General features: G+C 52.2%; 9 protein-coding genes and 2 CRISPR repeat arrays. Of the genes, 7 read left to right on the plus strand and 2 right to left on the minus strand.

Features of this window, described 5'->3' with window-relative positions; genetic code table 11:
• Window positions 1-2: 2 nt before the first annotated feature.
• Window positions 3-1,951: a CRISPR direct-repeat array (repeat unit 28 nt; unit sequence TTTCTAAGCTGCCTATACGGCAGTGAAC).
• Window positions 1,952-2,245: 294 nt separating this feature from the next.
• The 6 genes from cas1f (at window position 2,246) to cas6f (ending at window position 10,790) form a co-directional block, all read left to right on the plus strand.
• Complete coding sequence (cas1f, locus tag K7X24_RS06775; RefSeq protein ID WP_224553882.1) at window positions 2,246-3,226, plus strand: type I-F CRISPR-associated endonuclease Cas1f; 981 nt, start codon at window positions 2,246-2,248, stop codon at window positions 3,224-3,226.
• Window positions 3,223-6,525 (plus strand): type I-F CRISPR-associated helicase Cas3f, encoded by a 3,303-nt coding sequence (gene cas3f, locus K7X24_RS06780; protein ID WP_224553884.1) that lies wholly within the window; start codon window positions 3,223-3,225, stop codon window positions 6,523-6,525. Before cas1f ends, cas3f begins: the two co-directional genes overlap by 4 nt.
• A 413-nt stretch (window positions 6,526-6,938) precedes the next feature.
• Window positions 6,939-8,273 (plus strand): type I-F CRISPR-associated protein Csy1, encoded by a 1,335-nt coding sequence (gene csy1 / locus K7X24_RS06785; protein WP_224553885.1) that lies wholly within the window; start codon window positions 6,939-6,941, stop codon window positions 8,271-8,273.
• Window positions 8,270-9,202 carry a type I-F CRISPR-associated protein Csy2 gene (gene csy2, locus K7X24_RS06790; protein WP_224553887.1) on the plus strand — a complete coding sequence of 311 codons (933 nt, stop codon included), beginning with the start codon at window positions 8,270-8,272 and terminating at the stop codon, window positions 9,200-9,202. The genes csy1 and csy2 overlap by 4 nt, the downstream gene beginning before the upstream one ends.
• A gap of 13 nt (window positions 9,203-9,215) precedes the next feature.
• Window positions 9,216-10,226, plus strand: a complete 1,011-nt coding sequence (gene csy3, locus K7X24_RS06795) for a type I-F CRISPR-associated protein Csy3 (protein ID WP_224553889.1) — start codon at window positions 9,216-9,218, stop codon at window positions 10,224-10,226.
• 9 nt (window positions 10,227-10,235) lie between these two features.
• A complete protein-coding gene (gene cas6f / locus K7X24_RS06800) occupies window positions 10,236-10,790 on the plus strand; it encodes a type I-F CRISPR-associated endoribonuclease Cas6/Csy4 (protein ID WP_224553891.1) in 555 nt (184 codons plus the stop codon).
• Window positions 10,791-10,919: 129 nt separating this feature from the next.
• Window positions 10,920-11,907: a CRISPR direct-repeat array (repeat unit 28 nt; unit sequence GTTCACTGCCGCATAGGCAGCTTAGAAA).
• Between the two features lie 100 nt (window positions 11,908-12,007).
• Here the strand turns inward: cas6f and K7X24_RS06805 are convergent.
• Together K7X24_RS06805 and uvrA are read right to left on the minus strand one after the other, a co-directional pair.
• Entirely contained in the window at window positions 12,008-12,427 is a 420-nt protein-coding gene (locus K7X24_RS06805; RefSeq protein ID WP_224553893.1) for a secondary thiamine-phosphate synthase enzyme YjbQ, read from the minus strand.
• A 16-nt stretch (window positions 12,428-12,443) separates the two neighbouring features.
• On the minus strand, window positions 12,444-15,278 hold the full coding sequence (gene uvrA, locus K7X24_RS06810; RefSeq protein ID WP_224553895.1) for an excinuclease ABC subunit UvrA: 2,835 nt from the start codon (window positions 15,276-15,278) through the stop codon (window positions 12,444-12,446).
• A gap of 325 nt (window positions 15,279-15,603) precedes the next feature.
• Here uvrA and ssb1 point away from each other — a divergent pair, with 325 nt between their 5' ends.
• Window positions 15,604-16,149 carry a single-stranded DNA-binding protein SSB1 gene (ssb1, locus tag K7X24_RS06815; RefSeq protein WP_010295128.1) on the plus strand — a complete coding sequence of 182 codons (546 nt, stop codon included), beginning with the start codon at window positions 15,604-15,606 and terminating at the stop codon, window positions 16,147-16,149.
• Window positions 16,150-16,785 lie beyond the last annotated feature (636 nt).

The raw sequence follows: 16,785 nt of genomic DNA on the forward strand, positions 1-16,785 counted from the left end.
GTTTTCTAAGCTGCCTATACGGCAGTGAACCGATAAGCATCCGTGAGTTAACCATTCTGCCGTTTCTAAGCTGCCTATACGGCAGTGAACAAAATTTTCCAATAACCACTGGGGATCTGCACTTTCTAAGCTGCCTATACGGCAGTGAACAACATGGTGCCTATCACGCTGCTCGCACCACTTTTCTAAGCTGCCTATACGGCAGTGAACATGATGCTACTGGCACTAGTCTTTCGCTCCTATTTCTAAGCTGCCTATACGGCAGTGAACGATCAGATTGTTTTCGCCCTCATCCCTAATCATTTCTAAGCTGCCTATACGGCAGTGAACTTACTGGGCTTAACGCCCACCGATCTTGACTGTTTCTAAGCTGCCTATACGGCAGTGAACTAATTCATTGCCCGTTTAACAGTGTTGAAGAGGTTTCTAAGCTGCCTATACGGCAGTGAACAGGTTATTCAGAAGACGGTCAAACTCATTGGATTTCTAAGCTGCCTATACGGCAGTGAACTGGGCGAACAGGTGCTTATCGCTGCCCCAGGCTTTCTAAGCTGCCTATACGGCAGTGAACATCCTCGTTGAGTACATGAATAGCGTTATCCATTTCTAAGCTGCCTATACGGCAGTGAACAATTCAGCCATTTTATACCCCATCAACATAGTTTTCTAAGCTGCCTATACGGCAGTGAACGATGTTGTCTTGATTCTGACGAATCGGAACGCTTTCTAAGCTGCCTATACGGCAGTGAACTATTGCATCAAAAAAAATCCCGCCGATTTCCGTTTCTAAGCTGCCTATACGGCAGTGAACGTCTATCCACCGACATCCCTGCTGGTCATTCTTTTCTAAGCTGCCTATACGGCAGTGAACCAAATTCCTGAACGGCCCCGATGACGGCTATTTTTCTAAGCTGCCTATACGGCAGTGAACTTTTCCACGGCCAGAATCTGGCGCACCTGGTCTTTCTAAGCTGCCTATACGGCAGTGAACGCAACGTTAGCGCGGAATTATCCCGTCGCGCTTTTCTAAGCTGCCTATACGGCAGTGAACGCAAGCCAGTAATTATCCGCACTTACTCTGCTTTTCTAAGCTGCCTATACGGCAGTGAACTTATTCCATTCTCGCGGCACCACTTTCGGAGATTTCTAAGCTGCCTATACGGCAGTGAACTATCGCTTCTGGCTGCCCGTGTTGCTTTTAACTTTCTAAGCTGCCTATACGGCAGTGAACCTGAGGCTGATGGAACGGGGCGGGCGAATAGTTTTCTAAGCTGCCTATACGGCAGTGAACCGTGAACGAATGGTGTTCACTAACAGGCGATTTTTCTAAGCTGCCTATACGGCAGTGAACTTTGGCAACAAAAAACCCGCCGAAGCGGGTTGTTTCTAAGCTGCCTATACGGCAGTGAACGCATTGTGCGTAGACGGTGCTGATGCAGGCGATTTCTAAGCTGCCTATACGGCAGTGAACTGGTCATATTTACGTAGTAGACACCTTCCTATTTTCTAAGCTGCCTATACGGCAGTGAACGTGCGCTCTTTAACATTGATGGGAATTCTTCCTTTCTAAGCTGCCTATACGGCAGTGAACGCTTCATCGGTATCTACGATTTTTGACATACGTTTCTAAGCTGCCTATACGGCAGTGAACTTTTTCACGTCGTCAGAAGATGCCCGGATGATTTTCTAAGCTGCCTATACGGCAGTGAACATCTTGTTACCGTCTTTCACCAGCACTTTCATTTTCTAAGCTGCCTATACGGCAGTGAACAATGATTAGTAAAGTTATTTATTTTTTTGCTTTTTCTAAGCTGCCTATACGGCAGTGAACATAAAAGAAAGGCACGGGGTTGGCCATGCCTTTTTCTAAGCTGCCTATACGGCAGTGAACCTTTTCTGTTGTGATCAGTTGCTCCCGGAGACTTTCTAAGCTGCCTATACGGCAGTGAACCGTTGCCCGATCACTCTAACGATTTGTTTTATTAGCAGCAATTGCCGTTTTCGCCGCAAAAACCCTTTTTTTTCGTCCTTTCGTAACTCATTGATTTTTAATCCTGTGAAATAGGCCAAATAAAAAGGGTCTGAGTCTGGGTAATATTTTTTGCAGCCACCATTTTTCCAGAATATTTGTGATAGTCTGATTTTCGTTAGTTTTCTGAAGATTATATTTTTTCTTATCAAATAGTTAGCCTGCGATTTATTCGCTGGCATCACAGCTATTATCGATTGCGGCAGAAAATACATTATGGATAACGCCTTTAGCCCTTCGGACTTAAAAACCATTCTGCATTCCAAACGTGCCAATGTTTATTACCTCCAGCATTGCCGCATTCTCGTTAACGGTGGCCGTGTCGAATATGTCACGGAAGAAGGAAACCAGTCCCTGTACTGGAATATCCCCATCGCCAATACCAGCGTTGTCATGCTGGGAACCGGCACCTCCGTCACGCAGGCAGCGATGCGGGAATTTGCCAGAGCTGGTGTAATGGTTGGCTTTTGTGGCGGCGGCGGTACTCCGCTGTTTGCGGCCAACGAGGCGGAAGTGGCGGTATCCTGGCTATCGCCGCAGAGCGAATATCGACCAACCGAGTATTTGCAGGACTGGGTCAGCTTTTGGTTCGATGATGAGAAAAGGCTGGCCGCCGCCATCGCCTTCCAACAGGTGCGGATAACACAAATTCGTCAGCACTGGCTGGGCTCTCGTTTGTCCCGCGAATCCCGCTTTACCTTTAAAGCCGACCATCTTCAGGCGCTTCTTGATCGATATGAAAAAGGGCTAACCGACTGCCACACCAGCAATGACGTGCTGGTGCAGGAAGCGATGATGACCAAAGCCCTGTACAAACTGGCCGCCACTGCCGTGAGCTATGGCGACTTTACCCGCGCCAAACGCGGCGGTGGTACCGATCTGGCCAATCGCTTTCTCGATCACGGTAATTATCTGGCTTATGGGCTGGCTGCCGTCGCGACGTGGGTGTTGGGTCTGCCGCACGGATTAGCGGTGTTGCACGGTAAAACTCGCCGCGGCGGGCTGGTATTCGACGTCGCTGATTTAATTAAGGACGCACTCGTACTGCCACAGGCGTTTATTGCCGCGATGGAAGGCGAGGATGAGCAAGAATTTCGTCAGCGCTGCCTGACCGCATTCCAACAATCCGAGGCGCTGGATGTGATGATCGGCGGTTTGCAGGATGTCGCCAGCACGCTGAGTCAGGTGGGTCGATGAACATTCTGCTAATTTCAGAATGCAATAAGCGCGCGCTGGTCGAAACCCGCCGGATACTGGATCAGTTTGCCGAACGCAAGGGCGAGCGTACGTGGCAAACCGCTATTACGCAGGAAGGGTTGAACACGCTACGCAAGCTGCTGCGCAAAACGGCGCGTCGTAATACGGCCGTCGCCTGTCACTGGGTTCGCAGTGCGAATCATACCGAGCTGCTGTGGATCGTCGGTAATTTACGGCGTTTTAATGCACAGGGGAGCGTGCCGACCAACACCACCAGCCGCGATATTCTGCGCTCAAAAGATGAAAATCCGTGGCACAACGCCGAGGTGTTTAGCCTGCTGGCGGCCATTGCCGGGTTATTCCACGATGTCGGCAAGGCCAATGCGCTATTTCAGTCAGGGTTGAGCGGCACAGGTCCACGCAGCCAACCGTATCGGCATGAATGGGTGTCGCTGCGGCTGTTTCAGGCCTTCGTGGGGGAGCAAGACGACAAAGGCTGGTTAACCGTACTCAGTAGCATCACTTCGGAAGCCGAAGTCACTTTGCTCGCCAGCCTAAAGCAAGATACGCCAGCAGTGAACGACACGCCATTTCTGACCCTGCCGCCGCTGGCGCAAGTTATCGCCTGGCTGATTGTGTCGCACCATCGGCTGCCTGTGTTTAACAAATCGACAGAGCTTACACCCAACAGCAGTGAACCGCAGCTCAACTATGCAGAAACATGGTTAACCGACCATCTCTCGGCACAATGGAATGCACTCAATCATTGCAAGACCGATGTCACGCCAGCCAATCTGGCACAGGTGTGGCAGTTTCCTCACGGTACGCCGCTGCGCAGCAGCGTCTGGCGTGAGAAGGCGCGCAAGTTTGCGGGTCGAGCGCTAAAACTCCCCTCATTCATGCATTTCGCTCAGTTAGATCAACGGTTGACCGTGCATCTGGCTCGTCTCGCACTCATGCTGGCTGACCACCATTATTCAGCAGGCGATCCAACAGCGGGCTGGCAGGATCCCGCTTATCCCGTCTGGGCTAACACCGATCGCAAAACGGGGGAATATAAACAGAAGCTGGACGAACACTGCGTCGGCGTCGGGCAAAATGCTCTGCTGCTGGGACGCAGCCTGCCACACCTGCGCGACACGCTACCCGCGATTACTCGCCACAAAGGTTTCCGTCAGCGCAGCACGCACCCGCGCTTTCGCTGGCAGGATCGCGCATTCGATCTTGCCTGTTCCATTCAGGAATCCAGCAAGCAGCATGGTTTTTTCGGCGTCAACATGGCCTCGACAGGCCGGGGGAAAACCTTCGCTAACGCGCGAATTATGTATGGGTTGGCAGATGAAGCGCTCGGCTGCCGCTTCTCAGTCGCGCTGGGGTTACGCACGCTGACGCTGCAAACCGGTGATGCGCTACGGCAGCGCTTAACGCTGGATGAAGACGACTTAGCGGTGCTGATTGGTTCACAGGCCGTACAAGATCTCCATGAAATGCGGTTGGAAAATGAGACGCGCCAACAGCACACGCCGCAGACGGGCAGTGAATCCGCCGATCCGCTGTTCTCTGAACATCAGTATGTTCGTTACGATGGCTCGCTGGACGATGGCAGGTTAAAGACGTGGCTGGAACGTAGCCCAACCCTGCATCAATTACTGAGTGCACCGGTGCTGATCACCACCATCGATCACCTGATGCCCGCAATGGAAAGTCTGCGCGGCGGCCACCAGATTGCCCCGATGCTACGGCTATTGACCTCCGATCTGGTGCTAGATGAACCGGATGATTTTGGGCTGGAAGATCTTCCCGCGCTGTGCCGACTGGTGAACTGGGCAGGAATGCTGGGATCGCGTGTTCTACTTTCCTCGGCCACGTTGCCACCCGCGTTAATTCGCGCGTTGTTCGGTGCCTATCTTGATGGCCGTGCCGCCTGGCAACAGGCTTACGGTACACCGAATACACCGCTTAACGTGTGCTGCGGCTGGTTTGATGAATTTGATTGTCAGCATGAGCAATATGGTGATGTGAAAAGCTTCATGACCCAGCACGATGCGTTCGTTCAGCAGCGGCTGAAGAATCTTACCAAAGAGGAACTTCCGCTTCGGCTGGCCTCCATTGTGCCCGTCAGTAGCCCCAGCAAAAATAAAGATGATGTTCATTTGGCTGTCGCGCAGGCGATCCACCCACTGATACGCGATTTGCACTTACAGCACCATCAGAAACACAAGAACGGCAAAGCCGTTTCTCTGGGGCTGGTCAGAATGGCGAATATCAATCCGCTGGTTGCCGTCGCCCGTCAGTTGCTTGCTATACCTTCGCCGCCGGACACCTGTATTCATTACTGCATTTATCACAGCCAACACCCGCTGGCGATGCGTTCCTATATTGAGCAGCGGCTCGATGCCGCGCTGATGCGTAACGACGCCGATGCGCTGTGGCAGGTGGCGGAGATTCGTCAGGCGATAGAAAACGCGCCGCAGCAGCATCATATCTTTGTGGTGTTAGCGACCTCAGTCGCCGAAGTCGGTAGAGACCATGATTACGATTGGGCGATTGTCGAACCCAGCTCAATGCGTTCATTTATTCAGCTTGCCGGACGAATATTACGCCATAGACAGGATGAACAGCATGTACCTAAAACCCCCAATATCTATCTGCTTAGCCACAATATTCGCGCGCTGAGAGGTGAAGACGTCGCGTACTGTAAGCCTGGGTTTGAATCTAACGATGAACCGCTAACCACACATGACCTTCGTCAGCTATTGCAGGAGGAGGACTACCGTCATCTCAACGCCGCCCCGCGCATTGTGCAACCGGCAGCCCTCACCAAGCCGTTTTCACTGGTGGCGTTAGAACATGCTGTTTTAGGAAAAACGCTACTTGGCCTAAAAAATCAAAATCTTGATGGGCTGAAACGCCCGCCCGCCGCGTTTTGGTGGCGCGCACATCCGCACTGGAACGGTGAACTCCAACGGCGTACGCCATTTCGTCAATCTGCAAAAGATGAACCGTACACCCTGTGGATCGCCGACGACGATGAAGATGCCGTTTTCATGATACCGGACGACGGCCCCAGCAAGTGGAAGCAAAGCGATGTGATCCGCCCCACGTCACTGCACATGGCAGAAGGCGTTTGTGCATGGCTCGATCCCGACTACCACGCCTTATACCAGCGACTGGCGGACGAGAAACAGTGGGAACTCAAACGGGTTAGCGAACGCTTCGGCGAAATTCGCCTACGGGAAAAAGAGGCAAAAGACTGGCTCTGGCACCCGCTGTTAGGGGTGTTTGGCGCACTCAACTGAGTGCGCCGCTGCCTGTACGGCAGTTTATATGTATAGCGAACATATCTATTTCTAAGCTGCTGATACAGCAGTAGCTTAATTCTACATAGCAAGCTACATAAAAACCAATTTTTTAATTTTATAGAGAATATATCTAGGATATTTACAACTATTCATTCATCAATTACTATTGCCATATTGTGTGGGTTTGTTTACAGGCTGTTCCATCATGAAACGATTAAAAATCATTTGGTTATGTGTTTCGGTTATCGCCTGTATATTGATAGTTACCCTTGGCACGAAACCAATGATTATGTATATCGATAACCAAGCGGACAGTTCAGCAAAGGGACAGCAATTCTCAATTTTTTCTATAACAATCAATCGGAACTAGAAAAAAATTCATGTAAGAATCTAAAAATAAAGGATTAACTATGAGTGGTGAGAAATTGACCGAATTCATACTCTCCTACATCAACAATCGAAAGCAGGCCAAGCTGGATGCGTTCGATAAAGAGGCAGAGAAGAAACGCGCGGTGCTCAGCGGCGAAGCGTTAGCCGCAGAGGAAGTGGAGCTGGCCGAGAAGCGGCGAGAGATCGAGCAAAAACATGAGGTTCGCGCTTGGTTAACCGATGCCGCCAGCCGTGCTGGGCAAATCAGTCTGGTCACCCACGCCTTGAAATTTACCCACAGCGATGCCAAAGGCAGCAGCATCTTTAGCGCTGAAACAGTAGCAAATGCCAAAACGCTTTCGACCGCAACACTGACACAGCCCGCTATCGATGCAGTCGGCAACGCGGCCGCCCTTGATGTCGCCAAGTTGCTCCAGACCGAACACGAAGGTGATTCGCTGGTCGCCGCCTTACAGCGCGGCGACCACAGTGCATTAGAAGCGCTGGCAGAAAGCCCAGAACAGCTCGCACAGTGGCTGGCAGGCTTTCAGCAGGTCTTTACCGATCGACAACCCAGTTCGCATAAGCTAGCCAAGCAGATCTATTTCCCACTCGAAAACGGTGAATACCATCTGATCAGCCCACTTTACTCTTCTTCACTCGCTCATGCACTCCACCAGCGGGTTAATGCCGTGCGCTTTGGTGATGAAGCCAAAGCCATTCGTCAGGCGCAAAAAGCCAATCAGTGGCACGACCAACTCTCTATCAGCTACCCCTATCTGGCAGTACAGAATATGGGGGGCACCAAGCCGCAAAATATTTCCTCACTCAATAGCAGCCGTAGCGGCCGTTCCTATTTGCTCAGTAGTGCCCCACCACAGTGGAACAGCATTGAAAAACCACCACAGCAGCATGACTCTATTTTCCGTCCACGCGGCGAGGTGGACTATCACACCCGAGCGACCTTAGCGCTGATGCAGCGCTTTCTGCTTAGCGTCAAAGAGGTGGAAAACAATCGTGACATTCGTCAACAGCGCTTGCATTACCTCGACCAGTTGATCGATCAGCTCTTCTTTTATGTCACCAGCGTGCAAAATCTGCCCGCTGGTTGGAGCGCAGAGTCTGAACTGACACGTGCCCAGCAGCTATGGCTCGATCCCTATCGTGCAGAAACGGATACGGTTTTCCGCCGCGAGCGTGAAGCAGAAGACTGGCAAAAGGACGTGGCCTACGATTTTGGCCGCTGGCTGAACCGTCGACTCAAGCATGAAGATTTGATCTTCGGCGAAGTCGAACGCCGCGAATGGTCTACCGCTGCGCTATTCAAGCGCCGGATGCGTGAAATGGAAAGCGCACTGAAAGAGGATCTGGCATGAGCACGCTGATTATTCTGCATCGTATCAAGGTCGAAAACGCCAACGCCATTGCCGGGCTGACCTACGGTTTTCCCGCTATTACGCACTTTCTTGGTTTTACCCATGCGCTGTCGCGTAAATTGCAGGCCAGCCACAGGTTGACGCTGGAAGGCTGCGGCGTGGTGAGCCATCAACATCAGCTACACGCCTATGGTTCCAGTTGGGAACGGAGCTTCGCTCTGACCCGCAACCCACTGACCAAAGAAGCAAAAACCGCCGCCTTCAATGAAGAAGGCCGTATGCACATGACCGTCTCGCTGCTAATCCGCTGCGAGGGACAGATCCCAGCGGATACCACGGCATTGCGTGATTTCCTCACCCAGCAGGCACAGTGCCAGCGGCTGGCAGGCGGCACGATTGTCGATATCGAGCGCGTCACCCTCCAGTCATTACCCAGCGACGAAGCAGAAACCCGTAAAGTGATGCGCCGTTTATTGCCTGGTTTTGTACTAAAAGATCGCACATCGCTACTGCATGATCATTTCCAGACGCTACAGCAGGATAATCCGCAAGCGGAACTGATTGATGCCTGGCTGGATTTCGCCGCGTTAAAAATGCGGGCAGAGCGCGATCCCAACGGGAGCAATGTACAGTGGCAATACCAGCCCAAACCCGGTGGCGGCGGCTTCCTGATCCCGCTAATGATCGGCTACCGCGCCATTTCGCCGCTTTATGCCCCCGGTGAAGTCGATAAAACCCGCGATCCGCACACGCCATTCTGTTTTGCCGAAGCCGCCTACGGCATCGGGGAATGGCAAGGCGCGCATCGCATCAGTGATATCCGCCAGATACTCTGGGAGTACGACTATCAGAACGGCGATTATCACTGCCGCCAATTAGCAGACCCCCATTCAGCAGCAGAAGACACTTCCTACGAATTCGATGACTAAAAAGGACGACATCATGGCAAAAGCACCAACAAGTTTAAAAACTGCATCGGTACTGGCTTTTGAACGCAAGCTGGCGAATTCGGACGCGGTAATGTACGCAGGTAACTGGGCGCAGCAGGATAACTGGACACCGATTGCCATTCAGGAGAAATCGGTACGCGGGACGATCTCCAACCGCCTGAAAAATGCCCTCACCAGTGACCCGGCCAAACTGGATGCAGAAATTCAGAAAGCCAACCTGCAAACCGTAGACGTTGCCGCCCTTCCCTTCGGAGCCGATACCCTGAAAGTCGTGTTTACCCTGCGGGTGCTGGGTAACCTCGCGCAGCCCTCAGTCTGTAACGATCAGGACTATCAAACCGCGCTGGGTAACATCATCACCGGATACGCTCAGGATCAAGGTTTTGGCACACTGGCGGCACGCTATGCAGAAAACATCGCAAACGGTCGTTTTCTGTGGCGCAATCGCGTCGGGGCGGAAGCGGTTCGCGTGGTGGTTACCACAGGCGAGCTGCGTTGGGAATTCAATGGTGAAGACTATTCGCTGCGCCAATTCAGCCAGCCAACGGGTGACCTTGCCGCATTAGCACAGGCGATTGAGCAAGGGCTGGCGGGCGACGCCTCGGTGCTTTTTACCGTGGAAGCCTACGTACAGCTCGGCAACGGGCAGGAAGTCTTCCCTTCTCAGGAACTGGTGCTCGATGAAAAAGCGCGTAACGGCAAGAGCAAGATTCTCTATCAGGTGAATGACGTCGCCGCCATTCACTCGCAGAAAATCGGTAACGCGCTGCGCACCGTTGATGACTGGTATCCCGCCGCCGATGAAGCAGGCCCGATTGCCGTCGAACCTTACGGTTCCGTGACCAGCCGAGGTAAAGCCTACCGCCAGCCCAAAGATAAAATGGATTTTTACACGCTGCTGGATAACTGGGTGATTAAAGGCGATGTTCCTGCACCGGAGCAGCAGCACTATGTGATCGCCACGCTGATTCGCGGCGGTGTGTTTGGTGAAAAAGGCGAATAAGGTGGCGGTATGGATCACTACATTGATATTCGCGTCCAGCCCGATCCTGAGTTCACTGCCTCGCAGCTCTTGAACGCGCTATTTGCCAAACTGCACCGGGCGCTCGGACAGGTGGCGGATGGCAAGATTGGGATCAGCTTTCCCCAAGTGGGTAAAACGCTGGGGGAATGCCTGCGGCTGCACGGTACGACAGAAGCGCTCTCTACACTGGAGCAAACGGCCTGGCTGAAAGGATTGCGGGATTACACGCAGGTTTCCGCGTGTACAGCCATCCCTGACGGCGTGAAATTTCGCACCGTGCGCCGCGTTCAGCTCAAGAGCAGCGCCGAACGGTTACGCCGACGCTCGGTCAGCAAAGGCTGGCTAACGGAAGCGGAAGCCGCAGCACGCATTCCCGATGCGGTGGAAAAACGCAGCGCACTGCCGTTTGTGCAAATCAAAAGCTTGTCCAACGGGCAGATGTTTTTCGTGTTTGTGGAACATGGCCCGCTACAGGACGCCCCTGTCGCTGGCCGCTTCTCTTCCTACGGTTTAAGCGCAGAAGCCACCGTTCCGTGGTTCTGACCCTTTTTTTACGACCAACTGCAAGCTATTGATTTTTAATTGCAGTTGGTCGCCCTAATAAAAAAGGGTTTTTCACCAAAAAAGTCATATTCTCTTTAAAAATCTGGTGGTTATCTTAAAACCTTAACGGTTCACTGCCGCATAGGCAGCTTAGAAACTGGGGTGAAGGGGTAAGAGGGGATACCGCCCGTTCACTGCCGCATAGGCAGCTTAGAAAAGAAGTAGAAATCGAAGAGCAATCACTTGAGCGTTCACTGCCGCATAGGCAGCTTAGAAAATGTGTCGAGCGAATGCGGATTTGTTGCCGGAGTTCACTGCCGCATAGGCAGCTTAGAAATCGCGCCTTGAGCGCCTCAGGAATAGCGGATTGTTCACTGCCGCATAGGCAGCTTAGAAATTGACGGCTTCGGCTACTAATTCAAACATGGCGTTCACTGCCGCATAGGCAGCTTAGAAACGACGCGACGGAACGGCGTGGCGTCCTTAGCGGTTCACTGCCGCATAGGCAGCTTAGAAAAGCATGGTTAATGCAGGAACCTGCGAACTCAAGTTCACTGCCGCATAGGCAGCTTAGAAATATCATGCCTAGCGTTGACTAATTTAAGCATCGTTCACTGCCGCATAGGCAGCTTAGAAATCCCCCATAGCGCCACACAGGGAGCCTAATATGTTCACTGCCGCATAGGCAGCTTAGAAACGTAAGGGACAGAATAAACTCGGTGAATGCTAGTTCACTGCCGCATAGGCAGCTTAGAAAGATCACGTATAGCCCATCTAATTACACCGAATGTTCACTGCCGCATAGGCAGCTTAGAAATGTCCACGCGTCTAGTTATGTCAGTGAACGGCGTTCACTGCCGCATAGGCAGCTTAGAAATTATCGAGCTAATGAACGCGTTTGGCGCGGAGGTTCACTGCCGCATAGGCAGCTTAGAAAGAACTGCTGATTGACTGCATCGTGCCGGAAATGTTCACTGCCGCATAGGCAGCTTAGAAAGAAACCAACTTCCATACACTGGATTGCGCCATGTTCACTGCCGTATAGGCAGCTTAGAAAATTGGACTGATTCGCTAGCGATCGCTGAACATGTTCACTGCCGTATAGGCAGCTTAGAAAGAGTAGTTCAGATAAATACATGTAAATCATGGTGTTCACTGCCGCACAGGCAATTCGGTACTTATCGGGATGCGTCGCTGGCGCGACGCATTTCGTGGCGTTATTCCCCGTTGAGCGTGACAACCAGCGAGCGGCTGCCGCCGTGGTTGCGATGTTCGCACAGGTAGATGCCCTGCCAGGTGCCGATGTTCAGGCGTCCGTTGGTGACAGGGATCGTCAGGCTGTTTCCCAGCAAGCTGCCTTTCAGGTGCGCGGGCATGTCGTCGCTACCTTCATACGTATGGCGGTAGTACGGTTCATCCTCCGGCACTAAGCGATTAAAGAAACTCTCGAAATCCTGCCGCACCGTAGGGTCGGCATTCTCATTAATCGTTAGTGCCGCTGAGGTGTGCTTGATGAATACCTGCATCAACCCGACGTTTATCTGACGCAGTGCGGTGACCTGCGCCAGTATTTCATCGGTCACCAGATGGAAGCCTCTGCTTTTCGGCTTCAGGCGGATTTCATATTGCGTCCACATTGCCTTATTCCTGCTATCAGGCTTCGCGCGCCAGAATCGGTCGCAGGAAACGCGCAGTGTGAGACTGTTCGCACTCCGCCACCGTTTCCGGCGTGCCGGAGACCAGAATTTCCCCGCCGCCGCTGCCGCCTTCCGGCCCTAAGTCGACAATCCAGTCTGCCGTTTTAATTACATCCAGATTGTGTTCAATCACCACGATGGTATTACCCTGATCGCGCAACTGATGCAGAACAGTAAGAAGTTGCTGAATATCGGCAAAGTGCAGACCAGTTGTAGGTTCGTCGAGAATATACAGCGTCTGCCCGGTGCCACGTTTCGACAGCTCGCGTGACAGTTTCACACGCTGTGCTTCCCCGCCAGATAGCGTGGTGGCCGACTGCCCAAGACGAATGTAGGACAGGCCGACGTCGATCAGCGTTTGCAGTTTCCTCGCCAGCGCCGGAATGGCATCAAAGAACCCTCGCGCCTCTTCAATGGTCATATCCAGCACTTCATGGATGCCTTTACCTTTGTATTGAATCTCCAGCGTTTCGCGGTTATAGCGCTTGCCTTTGCACTGGTCACACGGCACATAGACATCCGGCAAGAAGTGCATTTCGACCTTAATCACACCGTCGCCCTGACAGGCTTCACAGCGCCCGCCGCGCACGTTAAAGCTGAAACGGCCAGGATTGTAGCCACGGGTACGGGCTTCCGGCACGCCAGCAAACAGTTCACGAATCGGCGTGAAAATACCGGTATAAGTTGCGGGGTTAGAGCGCGGCGTACGACCGATCGGGCTTTGATCGATATCGATCACCTTATCGAAATGCTCCAGTCCCTGAATCTCGCGGTGCGCGGCAGGCTCTGCCAGCGTTGCACCGTTCAACTGGCGCTGCGCCAGTGGGAACAAGGTATCGTTGATAAGGGTCGATTTGCCCGATCCCGATACCCCAGTGATGCAGGTAAACAGCCCAACCGGCAGCGTCAGCGTGACGTCTTTCAGGTTGTTGCCCTTCGCACCAATCAGCTTGAGCACTTTGGTCGGATCCGCAGGCACGCGCTGCTTCGGTATTTCAATCTTGCGTTTACCGCTGAGGAACTGCCCCGTCAGCGAATCCGGCACCGCCATGATCTCTTCCATCGTGCCTTCTGCGACAATCTGCCCGCCGTGCACGCCCGCACCGGGGCCGATATCAATCACATGGTCAGCGGCACGAATCGCGTCTTCATCATGCTCAACCACAATGACGGTATTGCCCAGATTACGCAGGTGAATGAGGGTTTCCAGCAGTCGCTCGTTATCACGCTGATGCAGGCCAATGGACGGCTCATCCAGAACGTACATGACGCCAACCAGCCCGGCACCGATCTGGCTAGCCAGACGAATTCGCTGCGCCTCGCCGCCGGACAGCGTTTCCGCCGAACGGGAGAGCGACAAATAGTTCAGCCCGACATTCACCAGAAACTTGAGTCGATCGCCAATCTCTTTCAGCACTTTCTCGGCGATTTGAGCACGCTGCCCGCTGAGCTTCATATTCTGGAAAAACGTCATCGCATGGCCGATGCTCATATCGGAAATCTGCGGCAGCGTCGTCTGCTCGACAAACACGTTACGCGCTTCTTCACGCAGACGCGTTCCACCACAGCTGGCGCAGGAACGGTTACTGATGAATTTCGCCAGCTCTTCGCGCACCGCCGTGGATTCCGTTTCTTTATAACGGCGCTCCATGTTGTGCAACACGCCTTCGAACGGATGGCGACGTATCGAGGTATCGCCGCGATCGTTGATATATTTGAATTCGACGTTCTCTTTACCTGAGCCATACAGGATCACTTTCTGAACCGCGGCGCTCAGGCTTTCAAACGGGGCATCGACGTCAAATTTGTAGTGCTCCGCCAAGGAGCGCAGCATTTGAAAATAGTAGAAGTTGCGACGATCCCAGCCGCGAATGGCGCCGCCTGCCAGCGACAGCTCGGCATTTTGCACCACGCGGGACGGATCGAAGAACTGCTGCACGCCCAGACCATCACAGCTTGGGCACGCGCCCGCGGGGTTATTGAACGAGAACATGCGCGGTTCCAGCTCATGCATGCTGTAGCCACACACCGGACAGGCAAAGTTAGCCGAGAACAACAGTTCAGGCTGGGTTGGGTCGTCCATATCGGCAACAACGATACTACCACCGGACAGATCCAGCGCGGTTTCGAATGACTCCGCCAACCGCTGTGCCAGATCGTCACGCACTTTAAAGCGATCGACGACGACTTCAATAGTGTGCTTTTTCTGTAATTCCAGCTTCGGCGGATCGGACAGATCGCACACTTCACCGTCGATACGGGCGCGGATATAGCCCTGTGAAGCCAGGTTTTCCAGCGTCTTGCTGTGTTCGCCTTTGCGATCTTTCACAATCGGCGCCAGCAGCATCAGGCGTTTGCCTTCAGGCTGCGCCAGCACGTTGTCCACCATCTGGCTGACCGTTTGCGCATCCAGTGGCACATCGTGCTCTGGGCAACGCGGCTCACCCACGCGAGCAAACAACAAACGCAGGTAGTCATGAATTTCGGTAATCGTCCCGACCGTGGAACGCGGGTTGTGCGAGGTGGATTTCTGTTCGATAGAGATGGCGGGCGATAGCCCTTCTATATGATCGACGTCCGGTTTTTCCATCAGCGACAGGAACTGACGGGCGTAGGCGGAGAGTGATTCCACATAGCGCCGCTGCCCTTCGGCATACAGCGTGTCAAACGCCAGCGATGACTTACCCGAACCAGACAGACCGGTGATTACGATCAGCTTGTCACGAGGGATTATCAGGTTGATATTCTTGAGATTATGGGTACGAGCACCACGAACTTCGATCTTATCCATTCACACACTTCCCGGAATAAAAACGGTTTGTCATCGCCTCTCGAGCAGAGAGAACCGGTACGAAACGAGCAATTATGGCACAAAAAAAATGCCGGACGCATTTTTTAACGTCGCTCGCGACGGCCCGATAGGGTGGCAAGCAGGGATAGCTTGCCATAAAAAAGGCTGAATGGATATCCAGTATTAAACCCGTTTATTTTGCAAACGCTGCAAATATTACTTTCATTTCTGAAGCCATTTCGCAGGTATGACAGAGCGTTTTCCCATGTTAAGATTGATCGTTTAGACTTAAAATAAATCTATCGATTCATCAGGAGAGACGAGCATGGCCAGCAGAGGCGTTAATAAAGTGATTCTTGTCGGGAATCTGGGTCAAGACCCGGAAGTCCGCTATATGCCGAATGGTGGTGCAGTTGCCAACATCACGCTGGCTACGTCGGAAAGCTGGCGTGACAAGCAAACCGGTGAGCAGAAAGAGAAGACCGAATGGCACCGTGTGGTGCTGTTCGGCAAGCTGGCAGAAGTCGCGGGCGAATACCTGCGCAAAGGCTCTCAGGTTTACATCGAAGGCGCACTGCAAACCCGTAAATGGGCCGATCAGGCGGGCGTAGAACGTTACACCACAGAAGTGGTTGTTAACGTCGGCGGCACCATGCAGATGTTAGGTGGACGCCAGGGCGGCGGCGCACCAGCAGGCGGTGGCAATGCAGGTGGCGGCCAGCAACAAGGCGGTTGGGGTCAACCTCAGCAGCCGCAGGGTGGCAACCAGTTCAGCGGCGGCGCGCAATCTCAGCAACGCCCAGCACAGAACAGCGCACCAGCACAAAGCAACGAACCGCCGATGGATTTCGACGACGACATTCCGTTCTAAGATTTACTTTTAAGTGCACCAAAAATTTGATTGTGGGAAACCCTGCTCCGGCAGGGTTTTTTTATTCCCCAAGATTGATTGCATTTCTCAGGGTCATCCTGATTTAATAGCATAATCATCATGCTACGCGATAAAAATATCATTGGTTATTTTATCAAAAATGATATTTGAGTTATTAATATCATTAAGTTTGTGAGAGATTTAGCTTTTCCATTACCACTTAAAAAAATTAGTCATAAAAATTATTCTTAATAAAATTGCCATAAAAAATCAATGTAAATAGGTATTTTACATTCCTTGGCGTTATGTTCTGGGATTGTAATTGAAACCTGAGTCATCAGAATCACTTATAAAATACAATTTATTATTCTCCTCTCACTTAAAAGAAGATCGTGGTAATAATAACCACATTAACAATAACCAAGGAGACTATAAAATAAACCCTTAAAAAACAACACGATAAAAGAAAAAATAAAATGAATTATTTTTATCCCTGCGAGATTGACAAAGCCATTCGTTGAATATAATTTATTCTTGCATTAACGTTATTAAAATGGCTAACAGCAATACTCCTGCTATACCCGCCATACTTCAAGCTGCTTGTGCGTTGGCTGCCCTTACTCACCCCAGTCACTT

The sequence above is a fragment of the Pectobacterium versatile genome (assembly GCF_020166435.1).
Taxonomy (GTDB): Bacteria; Pseudomonadota; Gammaproteobacteria; order Enterobacterales; family Enterobacteriaceae; genus Pectobacterium; species Pectobacterium versatile.